This is a genomic window from Chitinophaga costaii, from assembly GCF_900094705.1.
GTDB lineage: Bacteria > Bacteroidota > Bacteroidia > Chitinophagales > Chitinophagaceae > Chitinophaga > Chitinophaga costaii.
This window is the reverse complement of record NZ_FMAR01000002.1, coordinates 46,299-71,483: the sequence shown is the minus strand read 5'-3', so window position 1 is coordinate 71,483 and position 25,185 is coordinate 46,299. Positions and strand designations below refer to the sequence as shown.

The following is a 25,185-nucleotide window of genomic DNA, read 5'->3' as shown; positions in this document are numbered from 1 at the left end:
GGTACAAGTGTAAGCGTAGTAGGGCAACGTGGGGATTATAAAGGCGGGAGATTGCTGTAGATAGCAAAAAAGTAATGGATACAATTGCGGTAATTAACCGGCTTATCTCATAGAAACGGTACGATTCACGGACGTGCGGATGTTAATGCTCCGTTCAATATCCTGCTGGCGGGTAGAAAGCACAATTTTGTAAGCACCATCTTCCAGCATTTCCAAGTTGTAGCGGGTTTCAAAATGCGCTTTAACAGGCAATGTTTCTTCGTGCAGCACGTAACCAGTTACGTCGGTGATAAGTAATCTTACTTTTTCCAGGCGGGGATTGTCTACATTAATGTGGAAGGTGAGCGACTTGTCGTTGGAGGGCAATACATTCAACTGTAGCGTGCTGGGTGTTTCTGCGCCACCTGCCATTTCAGCGGTCTTAGGAGCATTGTTGTAGGCCAGGAGGGGCTGTTGTGCAAAAACGCCGGTGGCGGCAAACAGGGTTGCGGTAAGCAACAGGGCCGTTTTGGAATGGTTTAAGTGTTTCATTTTGTGTTTGTTTTAATGAAGTTTGTGATAAAATTAACAAATAATAGGGAGATTAGCTAATACGATTTAGCAAAATCGGTCATTGCTTCAAAGATAAGCTGGTTCTATGATACAACAAACATAAACTTATCAGAAAAATGTAAATTTTTTTGGACCTGGCTGAGAATTATCAGTAAATAACCAACGCCGCTGCGCTATTTTTGCCGGCTGCCACTTTTTTAGGGGCTTGGGGACTTTTTGCTAATTTTACGCGCTTTATGGAAACATCTTTTTCTAAACACCGTCCCGTGGCCATTTGGCTGTTTGTGGGCGTGGGCATGCTCATAGTGCAGGTATTGCTGGGTGGCATTACCCGGCTTACCGGTTCTGGTCTATCCATTACAGAGTGGCAGCCTATACTGGGTGCCTTGCCCCCGCTAAACCAGTACGCCTGGCAGCAGGCTTTTGACCATTATAAAGAAATTGCACAGTTCAAATATGTAAATTCCCATTTTACTCTCTCCGATTTTAAATCAATTTATTACTGGGAATGGTTTCACCGCGAATGGGGCCGGCTTATCGGGGTGGTATTCCTAATACCGTTTGTGTGGTTTATTTATAAAAAAAGAATAGACCGCACCATGATAAAACCCCTGCTGATCCTGTTTCTGCTGGGAGGGCTTCAGGGCGCCATTGGCTGGATCATGGTACAAAGCGGTCTGAATGATGAAGATTTATATGTAAGTCATATCCGGCTGGCCGTGCATTTTATTTCAGCCATGGTGCTTACTTGTTATACCCTATGGTTTGCCCTGAAACTTATGGTTCCAGTAAAGGAAATACTGGCCCAGCCCCACCTCAAAAAACTAAATATTTTACTGCTCGCCGTGCTGCTGGTACAGTTGGTTTATGGCGCCTTCATGGCAGGCCTGCATGCGGCGCTGGCCGCTAGCACCTGGCCCGACATCAACGGCCTGATGTTGCCCCAGGGCATGTTTACCCAGGGTGGTTTTATAGCAGACATTACGCATAATCTCATTACCATCCAGTTCATTCACCGGGGGCTAGCTTACCTGCTCACCTTCTTAATACTGCTTTGGTGGTGGAAGGCCCGGCAAATGGGGGCGCACACGCTGCTGCACAAATTGCACTTTATCCCGCTGCTGCTGGTGCTGATACAGGTGCTGCTGGGTGTACTCACGGTATTGAATAGTAAGGTTCATATTCCCATTGGATTTGCCATCGTACACCAAGGGGTAGGCATGCTGCTGCTGCTGTCGCTGGTAAGCACCTATTATGTGAGCCGGGCAAAAGAAAACCGGTTTGGCAGCATGTAATATGGCCATAAAACCCATTCCTGGGAATCTATCATAAAACCGTCCGGGGCTGTGTTACGGACGGTTTTTTTGTGCCAGACCTGATATATAATAGATTTTTAGTAAGTTTATTTACGTATGCTTGGCAAACTGAAAATCATCCTATTAAAAACGTATTATTCCTTTCCGGTACAACTGCTGCTCCTACACTTCCGCAAGTACCAGGTGCTGCTGGTCTTCTGGGCTATATTATTTAGTACGGTGAATGGGGGCTTTGCTAAAGTATTTGGTGGCGATGCGCTTTTCCTGAATCCCGAATACCTGGGGCGTGTAAACTTCTACAGTACCGCTATTCTGGGCATAGCTACCGGTATGTTTACCATGAGCTGGCATATTACCACCTTCATATTGCATACCCAGCGCTTTAAGTTCCTGGCTACTACCGCCCAGCCTTTTTTCCGTTATTGTTTAAATAATTCTATCATTCCATTTGCCTTCCTGATATGCCTGCTGATGCGGGGATGGGAGTATCAACATAATTCTCAACTCAGCACTTTGCCGGAAGTGCTGCTACTGGCAGAAGGCTACATCTGCGGCTACATGTTTATCATATTTTTTTCTTTTTTTTATTTCTTTGGGGCAGACCGCAATATAGGCCGCAGGCTTACCAGGAAATATGGCAGCCCGCGCAAGTTTGTGAGGCTTATCCTGAAGCCCACCCAGGAGCCAGACGAGAATGCACTACCCGTACATAATTATTTCTTTACACCCTGTATGGTACGCCGGGCGCGGAAGGTAGACCATTACGATAAATTTTACCTGGATAGTATTTTGAAACAGCACCATTTCGCCGCCATCATTACCGTGGCCGCTGCCCTGGTAAGCCTGGTTATTCTCGCCTTTCTGATGGACTATAATGTATTTCGTATTCCTGCAGGGGCCAGTGTATTGATATTCTTTGCTTTCCTCATCGGGGTGAGCGGGGCTTATGCCTATCTGCTGCAAACCTGGGCCATTCCCCTGTTTCTGGTAATACTGCTGGGCCTCAACGTAATGGTGCAAAGCAATGTGGTAGACAACCGCAACAAGGCTTACGGGTTGGATTATAAACAAAAGGTCCATCGCCCGGTATATAGCCCCCTGGCCTTGCAACATTTCTTTACGGAAGAAAGACGCCGGGCAGATGTGGATAGTGGCCTGGCCATCCTGCAACGCTGGAGGGCAAAATTTACGGCAGGGCGTAAGCCGCTGCTGGTGGTCATGAATTTTAGCGGGGGAGGCAGCCGGGCTGCCCTCTGGAGCATGAATGTGCTACAGCGGCTAGACACCTTGCTACAAGGGCAGGTGATGAGGCATACTGTGATGATGACGGGCGCCTCCGGGGGTATGATGGGGGCTTCTTACTTCCGGGAACTGTATTATGAGCAGCAGCGGGGGCAGCCAGTTCATTTATCTGACACCGTGTACACGGAACGTATTTCGCGCGATCTGCTAAATCCCGTATTTACATCCCTGGCAGTAAATGATTTTATTACGCCCTTCCGCCGTTTCCGCATCAAGGATAATTATTATGCCATAGACCGGGGATATGCCTTTGAACAACAACTGAACCGCAATACCCACAACGTGCTGAACCGGACATTGGGTGAATATTACGCACCAGAGGCCCAGGGCAAGATACCGATGCTGGTATGGAATGCTACTATTAATGCAGATGGCCGCCGCCTGATGATCTCGCCCCAGCGCATTAGCTACCTTTGTGCGCCGCAATACCTGTACCCCACCCGTACCGCCCGGGATATAGATGGGGTAGACTTTGGGCAGTATTTTTCGCGGCAACGCCCCATGGACTTACAGGTAACCAGCGCCATCCGCATGTGTGCCACCTTTCCGTATGTGCTTCCCAATGTATACCTGCCCAGTGATCCTATTGTAGACGTAATGGATGCTGGCATCCGCGATAATTTTGGGCAGGAAACCACCCTGCGTTATCTCTACACCTTTCGTAAATGGATCGATGAAAATACTGCCGGCGTGGTGTATGTGCAGGTGCGCGATACCCGCAAAAACGATATCAGCCGCATTAAAGAATCGCAGACGCTGAGCGATGTGATGTTTGCACCCCTTTTTACCATGCAGGCACACTGGAGCGCTATGCAGGATTTTAACCAGGATCATGAGCTGAACTACCTGGAAGGATATTTTCCGCGCAAGTTTCACCGCGTTATTTTCCAGTACGTACCACAGCAGGAAGATAAAGCGGCCGCCCTAAGCCTTCATTTAAACTCCCGCGAAAAGCTGGATATTGCCGATGCCCTGAACAATCCGACCAATCAATCCGCTTTTAATTACATAAAATTACTGTTCACCAGGTAAATGCCCTACCAAAGCCCATCGGAAAATGGATGGTTGCTTTGGTCAATTAATATTAACTTTAAAATACCGGGTATAGCCAAATGTAATAGGAATGCTTTTCCCTAAAAGAGCAAAGCCTTCCTTAGGCGCTATTTTTTGTTGATATCGTCAATAAATGAATGTTGAATTTGTCAAATACATTATGATTAATTATTTGATTAGAAATGCATTAACGATTTTAATAAATTGGGAGAATACCTCAATGTGGGGTGCATGGCCTACCTGGTGTATGAGTTCCAGTTGGGCGTGGGGAATGCGTTGGGCCGCGGCCTTGCCCAGTGCCGGGTAAAGGCCCATGGTAGCCCTAACTTCCGGGCTTACACGATCTTTTCCAAGGGCCGTACGATCTAGTGTTCCCACGATAAGCAGGGTAGGGGCTTGAATTTTTTCCAGTTCATAAATGACCGGTTGGGTAAATAGCATGTCGGAAGTTAGGGCGTTATTCCAGGCTACTTGCGGGTAGTCGGGCGACAAAGTTTGGCTGGATTGGAGGGCAGCCCATTTGTCGTAAGCAGGTTTCCACTGTCCGTGGAAGTAATTGTCTAGTTGGTATTTTTTAATTTTTTCATAGTTCTGCTGCAACTCTCCGGCATAAAGCTTATCTACATCTGCATAGGGCGCTTTTAGCTTCCAGTCTTCCAGGCCAATGGGATCTTCTAAAATCAATTTGCGCACAGTTTCCGGGTACATGATGGAAAAACGCATGGCCAGCATGCCACCCATGGAGTGGCCGAGTATAATGGCTTGGTGAATGCCCAAGCTGTCTAGCAGGCGATGGGTGTTCTGGGCCAGCAGTTGCAGGCTAAACTGGAGGTGGGCTGGCTTGTCCGACTTGCCGAAACCAATTTGATCCGGCACGATCACCCGGTATCCCTCGCGGGAGAGGTAGGTAGCGGTACTGTCCCAATAGGAGCCGCCAAAGTTTTTGCCATGTAGCAGCACAATCGTCTGGCCGTTAGGCTGGGCAGGTGTTACATCCATATAGGCCATGTGCAGGGAATTACCCTGTAGGCTGAGATTAAAATACTGTACGGGGAAAGGGTAGGTGTACTGGCTCAAAGTGGCATCGTTGGGCGTTACCTGCTGGGCCAGCAGTGGGCTGATATAAAACAGGAGGCAAGCAAGCAGGAAGCTGAAAAATGGTCGCATGGTAAAGATTGAAATTTAAAGAAAAGTTCCTGATGCAAATCTAAGACCGTAGTGGTGCTCCTCAGGAGATTTTTTGTGGTGAATCCGGGGAATAAGAGGCGGCAAGCTTCATGGCCTATCCTTCCTATATTCTCCATCATCGCCTGGTTAACGGGTAGGTAGAGGTTATATAAAACGCCCCGATAGCCCAGAAAAAGTGTTTCCGTTGCATGGTTTTTGTTGGAATTTAGCTAGGGTTAGTAACTATGGTCGTCAAAAATGCCCGCCAGGCGGCTTTTTATGGGCAGAATAAAGCTTTTACCGTTTGATTACATATATTTAAAATGTAGGAGGCGGCTTATCCGCATCTTTTCGTACCTTTGCGCCGCGTTTAGGCGACCTTTGTGTCGGATAAGCGCATTCTTTCACTTCAAAACAAAGCTCCGCCGAGGCGGATAATGTGTATGCAGATTAGAAACATTGCCATCATTGCGCACGTAGACCACGGTAAGACTACCCTGGTGGATAAAATCCTCCACGAGACGAATGTATTCCGTGCCAACCAGGAAACTGGAGAACTGATCATGGATAATAACGATCTCGAAAGAGAACGCGGTATTACCATCTTGAGCAAAAACGTGTCCGTAGAATATAAAGGTACCAAGATCAATGTGATCGACACCCCGGGCCACGCCGACTTTGGCGGTGAAGTAGAACGTGTGCTGAAAATGGCCGACGGTGTAATCCTGCTGGTCGATGCTTTTGAAGGCCCCATGCCCCAGACTCGTTTCGTATTGCAGAAAGCCTTGCAACTAAACCTGAAACCCATCGTAGTTATTAATAAAGTAGATAAACCGAACTGCCGCCCAGACGAAGTACATGATGCGGTATTCGAACTCTTCTTTAACCTCGACGCTACGGAAGAGCAGCTAAATTTCCCGACCTTCTATGGTTCTGGTAAAAATGGCTGGTTCAATAGCTCCTTGGAACAGTGTGAGAACATTATCCCCCTGCTGGATGGTATTTTGGAATATGTTCCGGAGCCTAAGATCGCAGAAGGTACTTTGCAGTTGCAAATTACCTCCCTGGACTATTCTACCTTCCTGGGACGTATTGCCGTAGGTAAAGTAACCCGTGGCTCCATCAAGGAAAACCAGTCTATTTCCCTCATGCGCGCCGATGGCCGTGTGCAGAAATCACGGGTACGTGAACTGTATGTATTTGAAGCCCTGGGTAAAAAGAAAGTAACAGAAGTAGTGGCCGGCGATATCTGCGCGGTGGTAGGCCTGGAAGATTTCACCATTGGCGATACTATTGCCGATTTTGAAAATCCCGAAGCTCTGCCGATCATCCCCGTGGATGAGCCTACGATGAATATGCTGTTTAGCATTAATAACTCTCCCTTCTTTGGTAAAGATGGTAAGTTCGTGACCTCCCGTCACCTGCGCGACCGCCTGATAAAAGAAACAGAAAAGAACCTGGCCCTGCGGGTACTGGATACAGATTCTGCAGATAGCTTCCTGGTATATGGCCGTGGTATTCTTCACCTGGGCGTATTGATAGAAACGATGCGCCGCGAAGGTTATGAACTGACCGTAGGCCAGCCTCAGGTAATCGTGAAACAGATAGATGGTAAAAAATCTGAGCCGTATGAAATTTTGGTAGTAGATGTACCGGAAGAATTTGCGAGCAAGGTGATAGACCTGGTAACCCGTCGTAAGGGAGAAATGCTGATCATGGAAACCAAAGGCATCATGCAGCACCTGGAATTTGAAATTCCTTCCCGTGGCCTGATAGGTATGCGTACACAAATGCTAACCAATACTGCCGGCGAAGCCGTAATGGCCCACCGCTTTAGTGAATATAAAGCCTGGAAAGGCGCTATTCCTGGCCGTAATAACGGCGTGCTGCTGAGCAAAGAGCCTGGCACCACCACTGGTTACTCCCTGGATAAATTGCAGGACCGTGGTTCCTTCTTCGTGGATCCCGGAGAAGAAGTATATGCAGGTATGATCATCGGGGAAAATAACAAACCAGGAGATCTGGTGGTAAATCCCAATGAAGGTAAAAAACTGACGAACATGCGTGCCAGCGGTTCCGACGCAGCTACCAGCATTACACCCAAAATCCAGTTGACCTTGGAAGAATGTATGGAGTACATTCAGTTCGACGAATGCATTGAAGTAACGCCGAATAAGATCCGTATGCGTAAGGTAATTCTGAACGAAGAAGAGCGCAAACGCCAGCAAAAATCTATGAAAGCCGAAGCGTAAGCGAACGTTTTCTATACATAACAAAAGGGCGTCTCAATATAATGGGACGCCCTTCTTTATGCGGTATATGCCTGCTTACAGCCCCAGCCCGGGTAACCCCATGCCACCCAGCATGCCGCCGGCTACGCCCGCCATTTCGCGTTCGTAGGCCACTTCGGCGCTTTTAAGGGCGCGGTTCATCGCAGTGATGAGCAGGTCTTCCAGTTCTTCTTTTTGCGCTACGTTGCAGAGGCGGTCGGCAACCTCCAGGGATTGTACTTCGCGATTGCCGCTGATGGTTACTTTCACGGCCCCATTGCCCGCATCGCCTTGGTGCTGCATAGCCGCCAGGCGGGTTTTGGTTTCCTGCATTTGCTGCTGCGCTTCCTGCAACTTGCCCATAAGATCTCCGAACATAATTTTTGTGTTTGACGCAAATATAAAAAATCGGGCTTTAACCGTTAACTTAGGCATACATTCAATGGAGCGTATTTTATGATTGAAACGAAGGTGTGCATTGTGGGCGCCGGTCCGGCGGGGGCCGCCGCAGCACTTCAACTCCAGCAATATAATATACCTTGTGTGGTGGTAGATAAAGCCGTGTTTCCCCGCGATAAAGTATGTGGCGATGGGCTAAGTGGTAAAGTGCTGGCTGCCCTGAAAAAGATAGACCCAGGCATTGCAGTACGGTTACAGGCATTCCAGGCCAAACAAGATAGTTGGGGGGTAACCTTTGTAGCGCCCAACCGGGGTACGATGGATATCTCCTATAAACCCGCCTACGACAAAAAAGTGGAGCCAGTGGCGGCGGGCTTTGTGTGCAAACGGGTAGACTTCGATAATTTCCTGGTAGAGGAGGTAAAACGCTGCAAAGACGTGCAGCTGTTTGAAGGCCAGGCAATAGATCATTATACCCTGGGAAAAGACGGCTACCTGCTGAGCGACCAGGAAGGCACTTTCCAGGTAAAGGCACAAATGGTGATCGTGGCAAATGGTGCCCATAGCAGTTTTACAAAGGAGGTAGCGAAAATACAGATGGAACCCAAACACTACATGGCCGGCATCCGCTCCTACTACCAGGGTGTAACGGGAATGCATGAAGATGGCTTCATAGAACTGCATTTTCTCCAGGATTTATTACCCGGCTATTTTTGGATATTCCCCCTGCCCAATGGAGAAGCCAATGTAGGCATTGGCGTGCTGAGCGACGTGGTACGCAAGAAAAAACTAAACCTGAAAAAAATACTCCTGGAAACATTGGAGAAAGATCCCATCCTGAGCAAGCGTTTCGAAAACGCGGAGTTACTGGGTACTATAGATGGCTATGGCCTTCCCCTGGGTAGCAAACAACGCCAGCTTTCCGGCGATCGCTACCTGCTGGCGGGCGATGCGGGTTATCTCATAGATCCCTTTACGGGCGAGGGCATTGGCAATGCCTTATACTCGGGGCGTATAGCGGCGGAGCAGGTAAAGGCAGCCATTGGCGCAAACGACTTCTCGGCCCACCAGCTCAAAGCCTACGATGCTGAAATATACCGTATACTGGGTCCCGAACTGCAACTCAGTACCCGCCTGCAACGGCTGGTACAGATACCCTGGCTGTTTAACTTCCTGTTGAAACTAGGTATGCGCAATAAGCAATTGCGGGAACTGATGTCTTGCATGTTTTATGAACTGGACCTGCGCAAGCGGCTTACCCGGCCCTCGTTTTATTTTAAACTGCTTTTTAACCGGTAGCCCCGGCAGCCGCAGTAGAGGCTGTAGGGCAGGAATGGATGTCAATTACTGCTCAATGACCGTGCGGATGATAAAAGGCCAGTATCAATGTTTGTGGATATGTTTAATGGTCGTTTTTTTTTATTCGTCCTGTGTTGCCTGGTGTGGTGCTTACCGGTTACGGCGCAGCAGCATCGTTTCAGCATAGCCCCTGCACCTGCCTGGCGCGCGCCTTACCAGCCAGACCTGCACAAAAAACCCAATAGTAAAGATATTGCCGCAGGCTTTTACCAACTACTGTATGAAGAACAGATACAGGTGGAAAAACAAAGCACCTACCGCCATGTGATCCGCGACATTGTATCGGAAGCTGGTATCCAAAATGGGTCGCAGGTGTCTGTAGAATATGCTCCTTCTTACGAACAGCTCATCTTTCATACAGTGGTGATCCGCCGCGACGGGCAGGTGATTAATAAACTGGTGGCTTCCAATTTTAAATTCCTGCAGCAGGAAGAAGATATCAACGCCTTTATCTATAGCGGCACCTACACGGCCCACCTGATCCTTGACGATGTGCGTAAGGGCGATCAGATCGAGTATGATTACACGGTAGTAGGGCGCAACCCTATATTTGAAAACAAATATTTTCATACCTTTTATCTCACCAGTTACGAGCCGATTGTTAACTTTTATAAATGCCTGATAGCCGACAGCAGCCGTCATTTTGCCTTTAAGTATTTTAATGGTGCAATGCCGTTGCAACGCAGCCTGCACGGGCGCGAAGCCTGGTACCAGTACTCCGGCGCGGTGCCCTTGATGGATGCGGTAGAGGATGCTCCCAGTTGGTATACTAATTTTCCGTAAGTACAAGTAAGCGAATACAAAGACTGGAAAGAAATTGTACAATGGGCTTTGCGGCTCAATGTGGTAAAAAGCTCAGGCCCCTTGCTCAACACGCGCATTGCCACGCTGAAAGCCGCAGCAGGAAACGATGTTACACTTTATATGGAAATGGCCATTCGTTTCGTGCAGGACGATATTCGTTATATGGGCATTGAAATGGGGCCTTACTCCCACCAGCCCCACACACCGGAAAAGGTGCTGGCACAGCGTTTCGGCGATTGTAAGGATAAGTCGTTGCTGCTGTGTACGTTGCTCCGGGCCAATGGTATTGCGGCAGATATGGCTTATGCCAATACGGACGAGGGCCCTGTGCTGAACACCTACCTGCCCTCACCGGATAATTTTAACCATGCCATTGTTCACGCGTCTCTTCAAGGGAAAAACTATTGGATAGACCCTACCATATCCTACCAGCGCGGCAAACTTCAAACCCTGGCCACGCCAGACTATGGCCAGTCGCTCATTGTGAACGACACTACCACCGGGCTAACGGCCATGAATACACGCCCTGCTGGCGACATAAACATTCACGAAGAAATAACTATTTCAGACAAAAATACGGAGAGCGCCACGCTAAAGGTAACTTCTGATTATACCCACTACTTTGCAGACGACATTCGAGGCGAATATGCGGTCAACAGTGTGAAAGAGGAGGAAGATAATTTCCTGTCTTTTTATAAAAAGATCTATGGCGATGTGGTACAGCAAGATTCTTTGATAACCATAGACAGCATGGATAAGGATCACTTCCGTAGTGTGGAACATTATATTATTCACAAACCCTGGCGCACCGACAGTGCCGACCTGGACAAGCGGGTATTTAATTTTCGCGCAAAGGTATTTCTGGACGGCCTTACCATGATAGACGATGAGGAGCGCAAAGAGCCGGTGGCACTGCGATTTCCCTACCGGATGCACTACGTTGCTACATTTAACATGCATGAAACGCCGCCGCAAGAAGAACAGGAATTTGATATTAAAAACGCTTACTACCACTTGCATTTTAAGCCGGTAGCTACCGCTGGCAAAATTACCCTGTATTATGATTACGAAACCTTCAGCGACCATGTGCCGGAAGCATATGTGCGTCAATACATAAAGGATATAAACCGTATTACAGACGTATGTTATTTAAATACGGAGCAAAGCCTTAACCCCGGGGGCAATACCCTGGCAGATTCCAGGTCGGGATATTTTTTGCTGAACTTCACAGCGGCTGCCGTGCTGCTGTTTTGCCTGGGGCTTTTCGGCTGGCTGGCGTTTAATTATTTTCATAGGTATCATCTTCCCGTGCGGGAAGATGATACCTATGCGTGGAACCTGGGGGGCATGCTTCTTTTGCTGGGCATAGGGCTATTCCTATCCTTCTTTTTCCAGTTAGATGCTGTGTTTCGCCTGCCGGTATTTAATTATCTGGATGTGGTGAAATACACAGGCAATAAAAACTGGCAGAATGGCTCCATCACGGAAATGATGATGCTGGGGCAATTGGCGGTGCACGTGTTTTTCTTCGTGTATTCCATACTGTTAGCGTTCCTGTTATATTACCGCCGGGAAATTTTCCCGGTTACGGCCATTGTATATTTTGTGGCGTGTACGGTGTTCAGTATACTGGAAGTGTGGTTGGCCAGCGGCACCAGGGCGCTTGGGGGCGAGGAAAGTTCGCTGAGGCTGGCAATATCTGTGCTGGGTGCCTGCATTTGGATACCTTACCTGTATTTTTCGCGCCGGGTCAGGGAAACGTTTGTTTTGCCCCACCCGTCGAGGGAGATGAAGCGGCACGGGTTTTAGCCCGGTATATTTCTATTGGCGTCCGGTATTGCAGGGGCAGGTGATGAAAGCACCATAAAAAAAGGCGCATCCGGTGAGGATGCGCCTTTGGGGAAATTGATTTTAGAGCCAATGAAGGGACTCGAACCCGCGACCTATTATTTACGAAACAATTGCTCTACCAGCTGAGCTACATTGGCATGTGTGCAAATGTAATAAAACACCGTTAACATACCGCCAAAGGCCATCGGTAAATTTTAAACCGCAGAATTTATAACTATAGCATATTATTATTGCATATAAATGAGCACAATGCTGCACCAGTTTTCCGCAAGAAGTGGGTTGATGCCATGCGGTGGCGGGGGTATTTTTATGTACCTTAAATAACCGATCATGCAAGCACCACAATACCACATCATCGCCGCCGCCATCGAATATATCTTGGAACATTTCCTGGAACAGCCAAACCTGGAAACGGTGGCCGCCCAGGTGCATGTAAGTCCTTTTCACCTGCAGCGCATGTTTACCGAATGGGCCGGCATCAGCCCTAAAAGATTTCTCCAATACATCACCGCAGATTATCTCAAACAAAAACTACAGCACACACCCAACTTGCAGGAAGCCGCTTCCATTGCGGGCCTGTCTGCACAGTCGCGGGTGTACGACCTGTTTGTAACGCTGGAGGCTGTAACGCCCCAACAGTTTCGTACGGGAGGTGAGTCGGTCATTATCCGGTATGGTTATCATAACACACCCTTTGGGCCTGCTTTCCTGGCTGCCACAGTAAAAGGCATTGTAAGCCTGGGCTTCCTCGAGCCAGGGCAGGAAGCCCAGGTATTAGCAAAACTGCACAAGGATTGGCCGCAGGCACAAATGGTGGTGGATGATCCATTTACGGCGCATTTGGTGCGGCAAATATTCAGCGCCCAGCGGGGAGAGAAGCTTCATGTATTGGTGAAGGGTACTAATTTCCAGGTAAAAGTATGGGAGGCCTTGTTACGTTTGCCGCTGGGCAGCGTGGTCACCTACGCGAAGATTGCGGAATACATTGGTCATCCTAAAGCCGTGCGGGCAGTAGGGGCTGCGGTGGGAGCTAATCCGGTGGCCTTGCTGATTCCGTGCCACCGGGTTATCCGGAAAGAGGGCGTACTGGGTGAATATCACTGGGGTGCTACGCGCAAAAAATTGCTGTTGGGTTATGAAATGAGCAGGGCAGATAGCGAGGAGCACCCCCTACTTTAAACATCTGGTGTATTGGCTTTTTTATCGCCATCCTTCCAGGCCCAGAGGTAGCGTGCAGCATAGGTGCGGTAGGGCGACCACTTCGCCGATATTTTTTGTACTTTTTCATTCAGGGCCTTCTTATCGCTGATATCCAGTTTGTAAAGTTTAATCACGGCTTGTTGCAGGCCCAGGTCGTCCATCGCAAATACATCTTCCCGGCCCAGTTGGAACATGAGCAGCATTTCCACCGTCCAGCGTCCTACGCCCTTTATCTGGGTGAGATAGGAGATCACTTCATCATTACTCATGGCCTGTAATTTTTTGTCCGTGAGTTTTTCTTCCACGACGAAGCGAGCCACATTGTGTACATAGGTCACCTTGGCATTAGAGAGTCCAATGGCGCGCAGGGTGTCCGGGGGCGTAGCCAGTATTTGTCTGGCCGTAGGCTCCTTGCCTTTATAAATGTTCAGGAAGCGGCTGTAAAGCACTTGCGACACACGTACGCTGAGTTGCTGGCTCATGATAGCACCAATTAAACGCAGTGCCACGTTGGCTTTAGGCTCTATCTCCGAGAGCGCGGCAGTCATGATGCGCTGTAGCTTTTTATCGCGGGAAAGATGCTCCTGGTACATAAAACAAATGGCCGTAATACGGTTTAATAATTGAACGGCTGCGTATAAATTACTTGTAATAATGTTTGTCCTACGGCGTGCAGCGTAGCCTTATCGATGATCTGCATATCATCGTGTGTAGTATGCCAGTGAGCCGCAAAGTTGCGGCTGGGCTGCCAGGCCAGGATATCAAAAGTGGGTATTTTGGCGATATTGTTTACATATACATGATCATCATCTATCGGGTCGCCCAGGTCGTCGTAGCGGAAGTAGTCGGAGCTACCCAGGGTATTGGCCACGTCCCAGAACATTTTCATCTGTGGGTATGCCTTTTCTTTAGAGGTGCTTTCCATGAAAAAGGTAGAACCTTTGCCGCCTACCATGTCCAGCAGGATACCGTAATTGGCCTTATAACCCGGCACGTGGGGGTGCCGGGCCCAGTACTGTGTGCCAAGGGCATAGCTGTCAGGAATTTCGCTGATACCGGAATCTTCCACATCAGCAAAGAGCAAGTCAATGCCCACGGTGGCAGGTATTTTTTGTGTGTACAAATGGCGGGCTACTTCCAGCATAACGGCTACGCCGCTGCCGCCATCGTCTGCTCCATCAAAGCGTTTATTCTTATTCACGCCGGAGTCCTGATCGGCCTGTGGGCGGGTATCCCAGTGGGCCAATATTAACAGGCGTTGTTTGGCGGCCGGATTAAACGAAGCAATCACGTTAATGCAGCGCAGGCTTTCATGGTGTGGTCCGGTTACGTTGGTACGCTGTACATACACCGTGTCTGCCCAGGGTTTTACGGTATTGATGATCCAGGTGGCGCAGGCTTCCTGTGCGGGTGTATTAGGAATGCGGGGGCCGAAGGCCACTTGTTTGGCCACATAATTATAGGCACTATCTGCCTGGAAGCGGGGCACATTGTCTGTCGTGGCGGTGGTGGTGGCCGTGGAGCTGCTGTCGTTGCCGGGGGCAGAAGCGTTGTTGTTGTGACAGGCGCTGGCTAAAAAGAAAAGGCTGGCCGCTGCCACGGTAAGTTTTTTATACATAAATGAAGCGCTGAAAAGCGATTTTATAGTTTGCGGATAGGCAGAATGAGCCAGGAACATACACGAAAAAAAACTTGCCGCCATCAATGACACTGGCAATAATAGCGCCCTGAAATACTTATTGGTAAAAGATTTCAAGGCGCTATTATTTTATACAATACTGTAGCTCATACTGCCGTCTTTCTCATCTTTCAACTGAATGCCCATTTCTAGCAGTTGGTTTCGGATTTTGTCGGACGTTGCATAATCTTTACGGGCCTTGGCTTCTTTACGCATGCTCATGAGTAACTGTAATACGTTATTCAATTTGTTGTCGTCGTTCAGTTTTTCGCTTACAATGCCCAGGATATCTACAAGGTAAAGCTGCCAGGTGGTTTTCAGCAAGATAAAAGTTTCTTCGCTGATCTCGGCCATTTTGATCTGGCCACTTTTCAGGGAGTTGATGATGGGCGTCAGTTCAAACAGGTTGGCCATTACCTTGGCGGTGTTCACATCGTCGTTCATGAACTCCGGGCATTCCTGGCACCAAGTGGTTACCTGTTTGTCCAGTTCTTCGTTGTACAGACCCTCACCGGGCAGGTAGGTCAGTGACTGTAATGTTTCATGGGCGGCCAGCAGACGGGCCAGGCCTTTTTCTGCGGCTTGCAGGGCTTCGTTGCTGAAGTCTAGTGTACTGCGGTAGTGTGTTTGCAATACAAAGAAGCGGATGGTCATGGGGCTGTACGGCTTTTCCAGTTGCGGGTTAGTACCGGCAAACATTTCAGTAAGCTTAATAGTATTGTTATAGGCCTTCCCCATTTTGCGGCCATTGATGGTGATCATGTTATTATGCATCCAGTAGCGGGCCATCAGTTCGCCGCCGGCAATTTCGCTTTGGGCAATTTCACATTCGTGGTGGGGAAACTGCAAGTCCATCCCGCCGCCGTGAATGTCGAACTGGGAGCCCAAGTATTTGCGGCTCATGGCGGAGCATTCTATATGCCACCCCGGGAAGCCTTCACCCCAGGGACTGGGCCAGCGCATGAGGTGTTCTACAGGGGCATTTTTCCAGAGGGCAAAATCTACCTTGGCGTGTTTTTCATCCTGGCCTTCCAGCTCACGGGTACTTTCCAACATATCTTCCAGCACGCGGCCACTTAGAATGCCGTAATTATACCCGGCGGCATATTTCTTTACATCAAAATACACTGATCCGTTTACTTCATAAGCATAACCGGCTTCCATAATTTGTTTGATCATGGCTATCTGCTCTGTAATATGGCCGGTGGCGGTGGGTTCTATACTGGGGTTCAGGCAGTTGAATTGTTGCATGGCCCAATGGAAGAGGTTCGTATATTTTTGTACCAGCTCCATAGGTTCCAGCTTTTCCAGCAGGGCGCCGTTGGCAATCTTATCTACTGCGGCGCGGCCCTCTTCCTCAAAATGGCCGGCATCTGTGATATTGCGCACATACCGAACGCGGTAGCCCAGGTGTGTGAGGTAGCGGAATACCACGTCGAAAGTGATATAAGGCCTGGCATGCCCGAGGTGTGACTCGCCGGAAACGGTGGGGCCGCATACGTACATACCCACGTGCCCGGGGAAAATTGGTATAAACTCTTCTTTTTGCCGCTTAATAGAATTATAGACTTTCAGTGCTGACATAATATTTTTATGGATGGCAAAGATAGCAATTAGGCATTAGCCAACCGCCGTCTTTGCAGATTACAGGTCTGGAGCACCCTGCTACAGGGCAGCGTTGAAAGCGATCTATAGCAAGTGCATATTAAAAATAATATTATTTTATTTCACGTAAGCAATTACCGGGTAGTGATCCGATAAGTTAGATTTGATCTTGCGGTAGGCCAGCACTTTAAAGGTAGGGTCTGCAAAGATGTAATCTATCCGCAAGGTGGGCGACAGGCCGGCAAACGTGCGGCCCAGGCCACTGCCTTTTTCAATAAAGGCATCCTGCAAGGGTCCCCGGATGGTAAAGTACGTGTAAGAAGCGGGGATGTCATTAAAATCGCCGCAAACTATTACCCGGTAGGGGCTGCGGCGAATGAAGGCCGCCACCGTATCTGCCTGATGGCCACGGCGTATCATGGCCAGCCGCATTTTCTGTAAAATATTCTTGGTGGCGATGAGCCCTGTGTCTTCCTGAGCCTTTATTTTTTTGATAGAGGAATAATCTTTCTGATCGAAGCGGTAAGATTGCAGGTGCATGTTTACCACCCGGATGGTATCGCCCTGGCGGGCAATGTCTGCGTAAATCAGGCTTTCGCTAAGGCGGCCCTCGCTCATCTTCACTTTGTTAGAATTGATGATGGGATAGCGGGAGTAAATGATGGACCCCCAGTGCAGGGAACCATCCCGGTTAAAGTCGCTGGAAAAATATCGGTAGGGCATTTGTAGTTCCTGCGACATATTTTCCCGGTTATTAGCGTCCTGGTTTTTATCGGAAGTAAAAAAATCCTGCATGCACAAAATGTCGGGCGCTTGTTTCTTAATCAGGGCATAAATAGCCTGTCGGGTATATCGGCTGTCTTTTTCCCGGTAAATCCCGAATTGTGCTACGTTGTAACTCATTACAGTGAGGGAGCTGTCTGCCAGGTTTTCTGCCACCGCATCGCCGGCGGGCCAGTGAAAAGAAATATAAGCGCTCACAGACTTCCAGCCCAGCAGCAGTGTAATGAGCGGCAACAGAGCATAGCGAATGTTAAAAAACAGCCAACCTATTAAAAACAAGATAAGTAAGGCTAGTAGAAAAGGAAAACCCAACGTTAAAAATCCGATGGGCCAGAAACGGGCAGGGGAAAGTATGGGAGACAGGCACGTGATGAGAAACAGCACTGCTATGATCGTGTTGATTATAAGAAAAAAGCCCTTCGTAAATAGCCGCAGTAATCTCACCGGTAGTCTGTTTTTCCCTGTTTGGCAGGTTGGTACGTGTGGCTAAATTTACCGCAATTTTACGGAAGATGCGTGGCAGAAAAAGCGAAAGTTTCTGCTGGACAAGCTTTTAGCGGCGTAAAGACAGTGCCGCCATGATGGGCACATGCTCAAATCCCTTGCGGGCAAAGCTAGCATAACCATCTATCTGGAAAGCCGGCTGGCTCAGGATATAATCGATCCGTAAGGTGGGTGACAGCGCGTGGAAGGTACGCCCCAGACCCCAGCCCTGTGATAGAAAAGCATCGTTCATGTCTCGGCTAATGGTGCGATAGGTATAAGACACTGGCACGTCGTTAAAATCTCCGCAGAGCAAAACTGGATAAGGACTTTGGGCAATGAGGGTATGCAGGGTGTCAGCCTCCTGCGCGCGACGGGCAAAGGTAGGGTACATTTTTGCCAGGACATGGCGCGAGGCCGATAGGGTAATGTCGCGCAAGGTTTTAATGCGGCGGATGTCTTGGTACTCGGCATCCCGGAACATGTAAGATTTCAGTTGCAGGGCAAATACACGCACGGTGTCATTGTCAATGCGGAGATCTGCCTGCAGCACACTGTTGCCGCTGCCCAGGTTCGTGGTATCCAGGAGAATGCGCGTAGCGTGTAGGATGGGAAACCGGCTGTACAATACAATGCCTACGTAGCAGGTGTAAAAGAAATTACCATCGTTGGTAAAGAAATGGTCGCTGTATCCCAGGCGTTCCTGAATAAGGGACAGGTGATCAGTGCGGTCCTTATTGGGAGACGTATAAAACTCTTGCAGGCACAGGATATCTGGGCTGGCGGTTTGCAGCATATCGTAAATGCTTTGCTGCTCGGCGCTATCTTCCATATAGTGTTTTAGCCCCATGCTGCTGGTGTTAAAACTCATGATGGTAAAGCCATTGTCTTTTTTTTCTAAAGGCTGCTGCCGGAAGGGGTGCAGCCCAAAACTAACTTCCATAGCGGGTATGCAGGGTAGCAGAAGGATGATGGAAAGCCAGTAATATGGCCGTTTATACCACCACCACCAAACAGGAATAAAACATAGGGATAGCGCCAGGAGCGGCACAAAAAACAGCCCCGCCAGCCCACTGGGCCAAAAGGCGCGCGGATGCAATAACGGCAGCAAAACCGATAATAAAAGTAGTAAGGAGGTTAACAGGTGCAGCACAAGCAATAGGCGGAGCAGTGCAGCCTTAAATTTTCCTGACATAAAATAATCCTTCAATATGGAGGCTTTCTGGAAGGCAGGCATTCCGCATAATAATTCCTGGTGAATGAATAGCCCTGGGTGAAAAAACGCCGCTTTGCAGGCGGGACTAATTGCACAAGTAACTGGTTATTCGCCTCTACTGGCGCGCAGCAAGGTTTCCTTTTCTTCCAGGGTAAGGGCATCAATGCCCTGCATGCTGATCTTGTCCAGGATTTCATTGAGCCTAGCTTCCGGCACGGTAGGGGATTTAGTGCTTACCCTACGAAAAGGCATGCCGGTAGATACCAATAGATCACGGGTATTTTCCTCATCCGGGTGAAAGAGGTGGGAAAGTTTGTAAAGGAAACGGTTTAAGGGAGCGCCCCAATCGTTGCCGCGTTCCCACTGCCGGATCATCACAAAGCCGGTGAGTGCTCCGCCCGCCAGGGTAAGGTACAAGCTGTTATCATGCCCTTCTAAAACATTGCTGCCCAGCAGGGAAACAACGTAGAGCAAAGTAATCACCCACAGTGGAATACCGCCGCCCATAGTGGGCAAAATCCTATATCGTGGAGCAAGGGTTGTCACTGCTACGGCCAGGCACATTACGCTGCCGGCAGCACCCAGGGTATAGGAGGTGGAAGCCAGCAGGTGCAGGCTTGGAATAAGATTCATGCCTGTAATATAAAAAAGGGCCGCCACTAAACCTCCATATAGGTACAGCGGTACAATACGCTGATAACCGGCCAGGTGTTGGAGGGTAGACCCAAAGAAAAATAGCCAGATCATGTTGTAAACAATGCTCCAATCGAACCATTGATTACTATGGATTGCAGCGTGGGTAAACATGGAAGTGAGCAGCGACCAGGGTTTTGTAAGCAAACGGGCCGGGGAGGCCGGAAGGGTAAGCCAGTCCATCACATCTTCAAAAGAACTTTCATGGTACCTGCCTAGCAGGTAGATCACTTTTACAAATAATAAAAAAGCGAACAGGGTGAGGTTAATAGACAGCAATTTTGTTACCATGTTCCTGTCTTCTCCCAACGAAAGCCTGGGCTGATGCCCCTTTTCTGCAACTTGCATGGTATGGATTATTTTCTCTGCAAAAGTACGGAACAAACGGATTCCATTCTCCCTGATCCATATTTTAACCCCACTTGCGGCAGTATTTCCAGGCGGTGAGCCTTTGCAAGGAAGGGTAATGGGCGATACCCTAAAAGTTTTCTTGTTACCTCCGCACAAGGAATGGCACGCCCGTAAACATTAGTGATAATTAGACCGGCCGCTCTTGGCCCAAGCCTTTAGTAAGATGTAGCTGATCAGTACGCCGCTCAAGTGAGCAAAATGGGCTACGTTGTCGCCTGGTACATGGTGGAAACCCAGCACCAGTTCCAATAAAATATAAGCGCCTATCACATACTTAGCCCGCCAGGGCAGAGGCCATACCACGGCATTGGGAAATAAAAACCCAAAGGCGAACAAAATGCCAAACACCGCGCCGGAAGCGCCCAGCACGTAAGTGTTGGTATAGCTGTCTACAAACTGCCTAATAAACTCTTTGGTAGTAAAAATCACCTCCGGGTCGTGTGGAAAGCGGGCTAGACGGTCTTTGGTTTCATCGTACACATAATCGCCAGAAGAGAGGTCATATCGATTGTCCAGGGTTACAAAATTTTTATAGTTGGGCTGATCCAGGAACTGCTGGGCATCGCGCTGGAGGTGCAGATTTTGGTAGTTTTGCACGCCCATATACAGCGCGGCGGCACCCATGCCGCAGAGCAAGTAAAAAATCAGGAAGCGTTTCGGACCCCACAATTTTTCCAGCAGGCTGCCAAATAACCATAATGTAAGCAGGTTGTTAAGTAGGTGCAGCAGCGATTCGTGCATGAATAAATGCGTGAGAAACTGGTAAGGCCGGAATAGTTCTGAACCCCAGTAATGCAGGGCGAGGTGGTCATCTATCCAGGGGCCCAAACTGTTGCGCAACGATACTTGCGCCAGAAAAACCAGCCCATTGATGATGATAAGGTTTTTGATGACGATGGGGGTCGTCAAAAAGAAATTTTTGGGCTTTGTAACAGTCATTATTCAGTAGCGCATTAGTCGTTAAATATTGGGCCTTCGTTGCAGCAGCACCACGTTTTCGATGTGGTGGGTATGCGGGAACATATCTACGGGTTGTATACGTTCTACGGTATATTTTGCATCCAGCAAAGCCAAGTCTCTGGCTTGTGTAGCGGGATTACAGCTTACGTATACAATCCGGGGAGCGGCTATCTCAAGCAGTTTTTGTACCAGCTTTTCGTGCATGCCTGCGCGTGGTGGATCGGTGATAATTACATCGGGAGCGCCATGGTGGGCAAAAAATGCGTCATTGCAGATGTCTATTACATCACCGGCGAAGAAGGCGGCATTCTGCACGCCATTGTTCCGCGCATTTTCAATGGCATCGTCGATGGCTTCTTTTACTAGTTCTATCCCAACAATCTTTTTGGCCAGTTTGGACACAAAAATACCGATGCTGCCGGTGCCGCAATACAGGTCATATACAGTTTCGGTGCCTGTAAGGCCGGCATAGTCACGGGTAACCTGGTACAGCCGTTCGCCCTGGTAGCTATTGGTTTGGAAAAAGGATTTGGGACCTATTTTGAAAGTGAAGTCTTCTAGCTTTTCAGTAATGTAACCCTTTCCGTGATAGACCTTTGGCTCCAGGTCATAAATGGTATCATTCTTTTTAGGGTTAATGGTATACAGCAGGGTGGTAATGCTGGGTACTACCGATAGCAAATAGTCTAACAGGGCGGTGCGGGCGGCCTTGTCTTCATGATGAATGATCAGGTTTACCATTACCTCACCCGTGGTACAGATACGTACCACCAGGTTGCGCAGCCAACCCGTTTGGGAGCGGATATCGTAAAAAGAAAGGTCGTGTTCCAGTGCATAGGCGCGGATGCTGTTGCGGATAAGGTTCACGGGCTCGTCCTGCAGATAGCAGGTATTAATGTCCAGCACTTTGTCGAACAGGCGGGGAATATGAAAGCCCAAAGCGTTGCGTTGGGGAATACCGCCTTCCTCGGGAAGCTCATTTACCTCCTGCTGTGTAAGATAGGCGCGGTTGCTAAAGGTAAATTCCAGTTTGTTGCGGTAGTGCCGTGTGCGCTCGCCACCCAGGATGGGAGCAATGGGCGGCAGGGCCATTTTGCCAATGCGGGTTAGGTGATCCTCCACTTGCTGGGCCTTATATTTAAGTTGTTCCGCATAGGGTAGCATCTGCCACTTACAGCCGCCGCAGGTGCCAAAATGCTCGCAAAATGGCTCAGTACGGGTGGGGGAATAGGTGTGAATGTGAATGGCCTTGCCTTCTGCCCAGTCCTTTTTATTCTTATTAAGCCGTACATCCACCACATCGCCCGGCACTACACCACCCTCAATGAAAATTACTTTGCCGTCTATTTTGGCTAGGGCCTTGCCTTCGGCGGCGTAACCGCTTACCGGAACCAACTCCAGCACTACATTTTTTTTCTTCACGCCTGCAAAGGTAATATTTTAGGAGGGAGTGCCAACGAGTGTTTGGCCAAATTATACAAGGTAAGGTATCCTGGATAGCTTGTAACTCACCGTTTAACAATTAACGATTCATATTTACACGTAATCAATTATTTTTACATAGTTATATTCCATATTACCCTATGCATAAACTCATTTTGCTTCTCATAGCCGTATTGTTTCTGCGGCCCACCCTGCAAGCACAGGGCTACCATATCACCGTTCAGATAAAACCACTGAAGGAGGGCCGCTTATTCCTGGGCCACTACATGGGAAAGGGTACTTACCTGGCAGACTCTGCTCAGATTGGGCCTGATGGTACCGCCGTTTTCCAGGGCAAGGAAGCCCTGCTAGGAGGCATTTACCTGGTGGTAATGCCCGATAAACGGTCGTTTTTTGAAATGTTGGTAGATAAGCAACAAACCTTCTCCGTAAGTTCAGATACCAGTGATCTCACTGGCAAAGCCGCTTACAAGAACTCTCCAGACAATGAACTGTTCCTGGGATATAATCATTTTTTGGCTTCAGAGGCCGTGGAAGGCAATGCTATCCAGGCAGCCAGGGCTTCCGCACGCACTGCCGCCGATACAGCTGCGGTGCGCACCAGGCAGCAGGCTTTCAGTAAAAAAATACAGGCCTACCGGGAAGATCTGGTAGCCAAACATCCCCAAAGCCTGCTGGCCAGCATATTTCGCGTCATGCAGGAAGTGGTGGTGCCACCCACCCCACCTGGCGAAGACTCCACCTTTCCTTACCGCTACACCCGCGCTCACTTTTTTGATGGCACCGATTTCAGCGATGGCCGCCTGGTGCGTACCCCCGTGCTGGAAAATAAGTTGCAGCAGTACTTTGCCACCCTGGTGCCTGGCTACCCCGACTCTATCAACGCTGCCTGCGACGAAGTGATTGCCAAAACCCGCAAGGACAAAGAGATGTTTAAGTTTGTGCTGTGGTGGCTTACCTACAATTATGAATCGTCCCAGTACATGGGCATGGACGCCGTGTTTGTTTACCTGGTAGAAAAATATTACGTGCCAGGCGATGCCTACTGGCTTACCGATGAACAGTTAAACAAGATCGTTGCCCGGGCTTACGCTATCGCACCAAACCTCATCGGGCAAAGGGCGGCACCCCTGGAATTAAAAACAACAGACAACAAACCCGTATCGCTCTACACTACTAAATCCAAATTTACAGTGCTTGTATTCTGGGATCCGACCTGTGGCCACTGCAAAATAGAAGTTCCCCGCCTGGATTCCGCCTACCGCGCCAGTTGGCAGAAAATGGGGGTTACCATGTTTGGGGTGAAAACAGATGGTACTTTGGATCAGTGGAAAGAATTTCTCCAAACCAATAAAATTTCCCCAGCCTGGGTACAAGCCTACGACCCGGAGAATAAAACCAATTATCATCATCTGTACGACGTATATTCCACACCGTTGGTATACCTGTTAGACGAGAATAAAAAGATTCTCGCTAAACGTTTAGGTGTAGAACAACTTGATGATTTTATAAAACATAGTGCGGCGAATAAATAAAAATTTCTACATAATGTAAGAAATGCCCCCGGAACTACCTCATGTGTAGAACGGGGGCATTTTCATTCAAATCCTTTACAGTGGCGGTTTTTGAAGAACAATTTTTCGTTGGCATAGTCTTTGGTTGCAGGTTTTCAAACAAACTATTCTAAACAAACTCATCAAAAACAACGTAGGTTATGATTAAAAAGATCATGTTTACTGTGGGTGCACTGGTTATTGCGGGAGCATCTTTTGCACAATCCACAACTACTACCTCTACATCCGAAGAAGCCCCAACACATGTTCGGTTTGGTATTAAAGGCGGTTTTAGCCTCGCCAACATTTCTAATAGTAACAATGGGTCTTCGGACAAAGACAAGTCGCTCGCAGCCTGGAATGCAGGTGTGATAGTAGATCTTCCATTGTCTCCCATTTTGTCTTTGCAACCAGGTGTTTTCTACAGCAGCAAAGGTGCTAAGGTAGAAAGTGGAAATAGAGGCTCTGTCACAGACCCGTATTATAAATTCACCACAAATCCACAGTATATTGAAGTACCCATAAACTTTGTGATGAAAGTACCATTGGGCGATGATAAAAATAACTTTTTCGTAGGCTTAGGCCCCTATGTGGCTTTTGGCGTAGCTGGTAAAAACAAGTGGAAATCCACCCTGGCAGATATTACTACCAGCGGATCTACATCGATCAAATGGGACGATGATTCCCCGCTAAACACCGGCGATTCTAATCAAGGTTACGATAAATATAAACGTTTCGATTGGGGTGGTAACCTCATGGTGGGCTTCGAGTTTTCCGGAGTGCTGGTATCTGCCGAATATGGGCTTGGCTTTAACAAGATTTACAGTGGCTCAGATGACCAACGTAATGACAGTGGCAAAAACCGTGTATTCCGCGTTTCCGTAGGTTACCTGTTTTAAGCTGTAAAGAATAATATAACGCAGTACGATTTTTTTGTTGATATATAGTCTTGCCGGCTAATGTTAGATTGGCAATAATTTATCTATATATTATTTCTAATAGGGCTGACCTTCTTAAGGCAGCCCTATTTATTTCCGGGATGAACTGTAAAACAAATAGCATCGTAAATATATGCGCAGGTAAATCA

The 25,185-nt window shown here is 48.5% G+C and carries 20 protein-coding genes and 1 tRNA gene; 9 read left to right on the top strand and 12 right to left on the bottom strand.

Going from position 1 to position 25,185, the window contains the following annotated elements:
* Window positions 1-102: 102 nt before the first annotated feature.
* Entirely contained in the window at window positions 103-531 is a 429-nt protein-coding gene (locus GA0116948_RS03430) for a hypothetical protein (RefSeq protein ID WP_089709068.1), read from the bottom strand.
* Window positions 532-788: 257 nt separating this feature from the next.
* Here GA0116948_RS03430 and GA0116948_RS03425 point away from each other — a divergent pair, with 257 nt between their 5' ends.
* Together GA0116948_RS03425 and GA0116948_RS03420 are read left to right on the top strand one after the other, a co-directional pair.
* Window positions 789-1,847 (top strand): COX15/CtaA family protein, encoded by a 1,059-nt coding sequence (locus tag GA0116948_RS03425; protein ID WP_089709546.1) that lies wholly within the window; start codon window positions 789-791, stop codon window positions 1,845-1,847.
* Window positions 1,848-1,964: 117 nt separating this feature from the next.
* Window positions 1,965-4,202 (top strand): patatin-like phospholipase family protein, encoded by a 2,238-nt coding sequence (locus GA0116948_RS03420; protein WP_089709065.1) that lies wholly within the window; start codon window positions 1,965-1,967, stop codon window positions 4,200-4,202.
* A 189-nt stretch (window positions 4,203-4,391) separates the two neighbouring features.
* On the opposite strand, the gene GA0116948_RS03415 is transcribed toward GA0116948_RS03420, so the two are convergent.
* Window positions 4,392-5,390, bottom strand: coding sequence for an alpha/beta fold hydrolase (locus GA0116948_RS03415; protein ID WP_089709063.1), 999 nt, complete (start codon window positions 5,388-5,390; stop codon window positions 4,392-4,394).
* Between the two features lie 443 nt (window positions 5,391-5,833).
* Here GA0116948_RS03415 and typA point away from each other — a divergent pair, with 443 nt between their 5' ends.
* Window positions 5,834-7,642, top strand: coding sequence for a translational GTPase TypA (typA, locus tag GA0116948_RS03410; protein WP_089709544.1), 1,809 nt, complete (start codon window positions 5,834-5,836; stop codon window positions 7,640-7,642).
* Window positions 7,643-7,717: 75 nt separating this feature from the next.
* Here typA and GA0116948_RS03405 read toward each other — a convergent pair whose 3' ends face one another.
* Window positions 7,718-8,038 carry a YbaB/EbfC family nucleoid-associated protein gene (locus GA0116948_RS03405; protein WP_089709060.1) on the bottom strand — a complete coding sequence of 107 codons (321 nt, stop codon included), beginning with the start codon at window positions 8,036-8,038 and terminating at the stop codon, window positions 7,718-7,720.
* 78 nt (window positions 8,039-8,116) lie between these two features.
* On the opposite strand from GA0116948_RS03405, the gene GA0116948_RS03400 reads away from it, so the two are divergent.
* The 3 genes from GA0116948_RS03400 to GA0116948_RS03390 all read left to right on the top strand — a co-directional run bounded on the left by GA0116948_RS03400 (window position 8,117) and on the right by GA0116948_RS03390 (window position 12,031).
* Window positions 8,117-9,358: an NAD(P)/FAD-dependent oxidoreductase gene (locus GA0116948_RS03400; protein ID WP_089709058.1), complete on the top strand. Its 1,242-nt coding sequence runs from the start codon at window positions 8,117-8,119 to the stop codon at window positions 9,356-9,358.
* 87 nt (window positions 9,359-9,445) lie between these two features.
* Window positions 9,446-10,201, top strand: coding sequence for a DUF3857 domain-containing protein (locus tag GA0116948_RS03395; RefSeq protein ID WP_089709055.1), 756 nt, complete (start codon window positions 9,446-9,448; stop codon window positions 10,199-10,201).
* Between the two features lie 81 nt (window positions 10,202-10,282).
* Complete coding sequence (locus GA0116948_RS03390) at window positions 10,283-12,031, top strand: DUF2569 family protein (RefSeq protein WP_123891744.1); 1,749 nt, start codon at window positions 10,283-10,285, stop codon at window positions 12,029-12,031.
* Between the two features lie 106 nt (window positions 12,032-12,137).
* Here GA0116948_RS03390 and GA0116948_RS03385 read toward each other — a convergent pair.
* Window positions 12,138-12,210 (bottom strand) — tRNA-Thr (locus GA0116948_RS03385).
* 193 nt (window positions 12,211-12,403) lie between these two features.
* Here GA0116948_RS03385 and GA0116948_RS03380 point away from each other — a divergent pair.
* Window positions 12,404-13,252 (top strand): bifunctional transcriptional activator/DNA repair enzyme AdaA, encoded by an 849-nt coding sequence (locus GA0116948_RS03380; RefSeq protein WP_089709051.1) that lies wholly within the window; start codon window positions 12,404-12,406, stop codon window positions 13,250-13,252.
* Here GA0116948_RS03380 and GA0116948_RS03375 read toward each other — a convergent pair.
* From GA0116948_RS03375 to rlmD, 8 genes are all read right to left on the bottom strand, one after another.
* The gene (locus GA0116948_RS03375; RefSeq protein ID WP_089709049.1) at window positions 13,249-13,866 is read right to left on the bottom strand and encodes a DNA-3-methyladenine glycosylase family protein; all 618 of its coding nucleotides are present in this window, start codon (window positions 13,864-13,866) and stop codon (window positions 13,249-13,251) included. The genes GA0116948_RS03380 and GA0116948_RS03375 overlap by 4 nt on opposite strands.
* 23 nt (window positions 13,867-13,889) lie before the next feature.
* Entirely contained in the window at window positions 13,890-15,029 is a 1,140-nt protein-coding gene (locus GA0116948_RS03370; RefSeq protein WP_123891743.1) for a M28 family peptidase, read from the bottom strand.
* A 12-nt stretch (window positions 15,030-15,041) separates the two neighbouring features.
* Window positions 15,042-16,535, bottom strand: coding sequence for a cysteine--tRNA ligase (gene cysS / locus GA0116948_RS03365; protein ID WP_089709045.1), 1,494 nt, complete (start codon window positions 16,533-16,535; stop codon window positions 15,042-15,044).
* 138 nt (window positions 16,536-16,673) lie between these two features.
* Window positions 16,674-17,618: an endonuclease/exonuclease/phosphatase family protein gene (locus GA0116948_RS03360; RefSeq protein ID WP_089709044.1), complete on the bottom strand. Its 945-nt coding sequence runs from the start codon at window positions 17,616-17,618 to the stop codon at window positions 16,674-16,676.
* Between the two features lie 274 nt (window positions 17,619-17,892).
* On the bottom strand, window positions 17,893-19,017 hold the full coding sequence (locus GA0116948_RS03355; RefSeq protein ID WP_165798391.1) for an endonuclease/exonuclease/phosphatase family protein: 1,125 nt from the start codon (window positions 19,015-19,017) through the stop codon (window positions 17,893-17,895).
* 126 nt (window positions 19,018-19,143) lie between these two features.
* Window positions 19,144-20,079, bottom strand: a complete 936-nt coding sequence (locus GA0116948_RS03350) for a rhomboid family intramembrane serine protease (protein WP_089709042.1) — start codon at window positions 20,077-20,079, stop codon at window positions 19,144-19,146.
* A 180-nt stretch (window positions 20,080-20,259) separates the two neighbouring features.
* Window positions 20,260-21,051, bottom strand: a complete 792-nt coding sequence (locus GA0116948_RS03340) for a rhomboid family intramembrane serine protease (RefSeq protein ID WP_165798390.1) — start codon at window positions 21,049-21,051, stop codon at window positions 20,260-20,262.
* A 51-nt stretch (window positions 21,052-21,102) separates the two neighbouring features.
* On the bottom strand, window positions 21,103-22,524 hold the full coding sequence (rlmD, locus tag GA0116948_RS03335) for a 23S rRNA (uracil(1939)-C(5))-methyltransferase RlmD (RefSeq protein ID WP_089709039.1): 1,422 nt from the start codon (window positions 22,522-22,524) through the stop codon (window positions 21,103-21,105).
* Between the two features lie 161 nt (window positions 22,525-22,685).
* On the opposite strand from rlmD, the gene GA0116948_RS03330 reads away from it, so the two are divergent.
* Together GA0116948_RS03330 and GA0116948_RS03325 are read left to right on the top strand one after the other, a co-directional pair.
* Window positions 22,686-24,080, top strand: a complete 1,395-nt coding sequence (locus GA0116948_RS03330) for a TlpA family protein disulfide reductase (RefSeq protein WP_089709038.1) — start codon at window positions 22,686-22,688, stop codon at window positions 24,078-24,080.
* A gap of 179 nt (window positions 24,081-24,259) precedes the next feature.
* The gene (locus tag GA0116948_RS03325; protein WP_089709037.1) at window positions 24,260-24,997 is read left to right on the top strand and encodes a porin family protein; all 738 of its coding nucleotides are present in this window, start codon (window positions 24,260-24,262) and stop codon (window positions 24,995-24,997) included.
* Window positions 24,998-25,185: the final 188 nt, after the last annotated feature.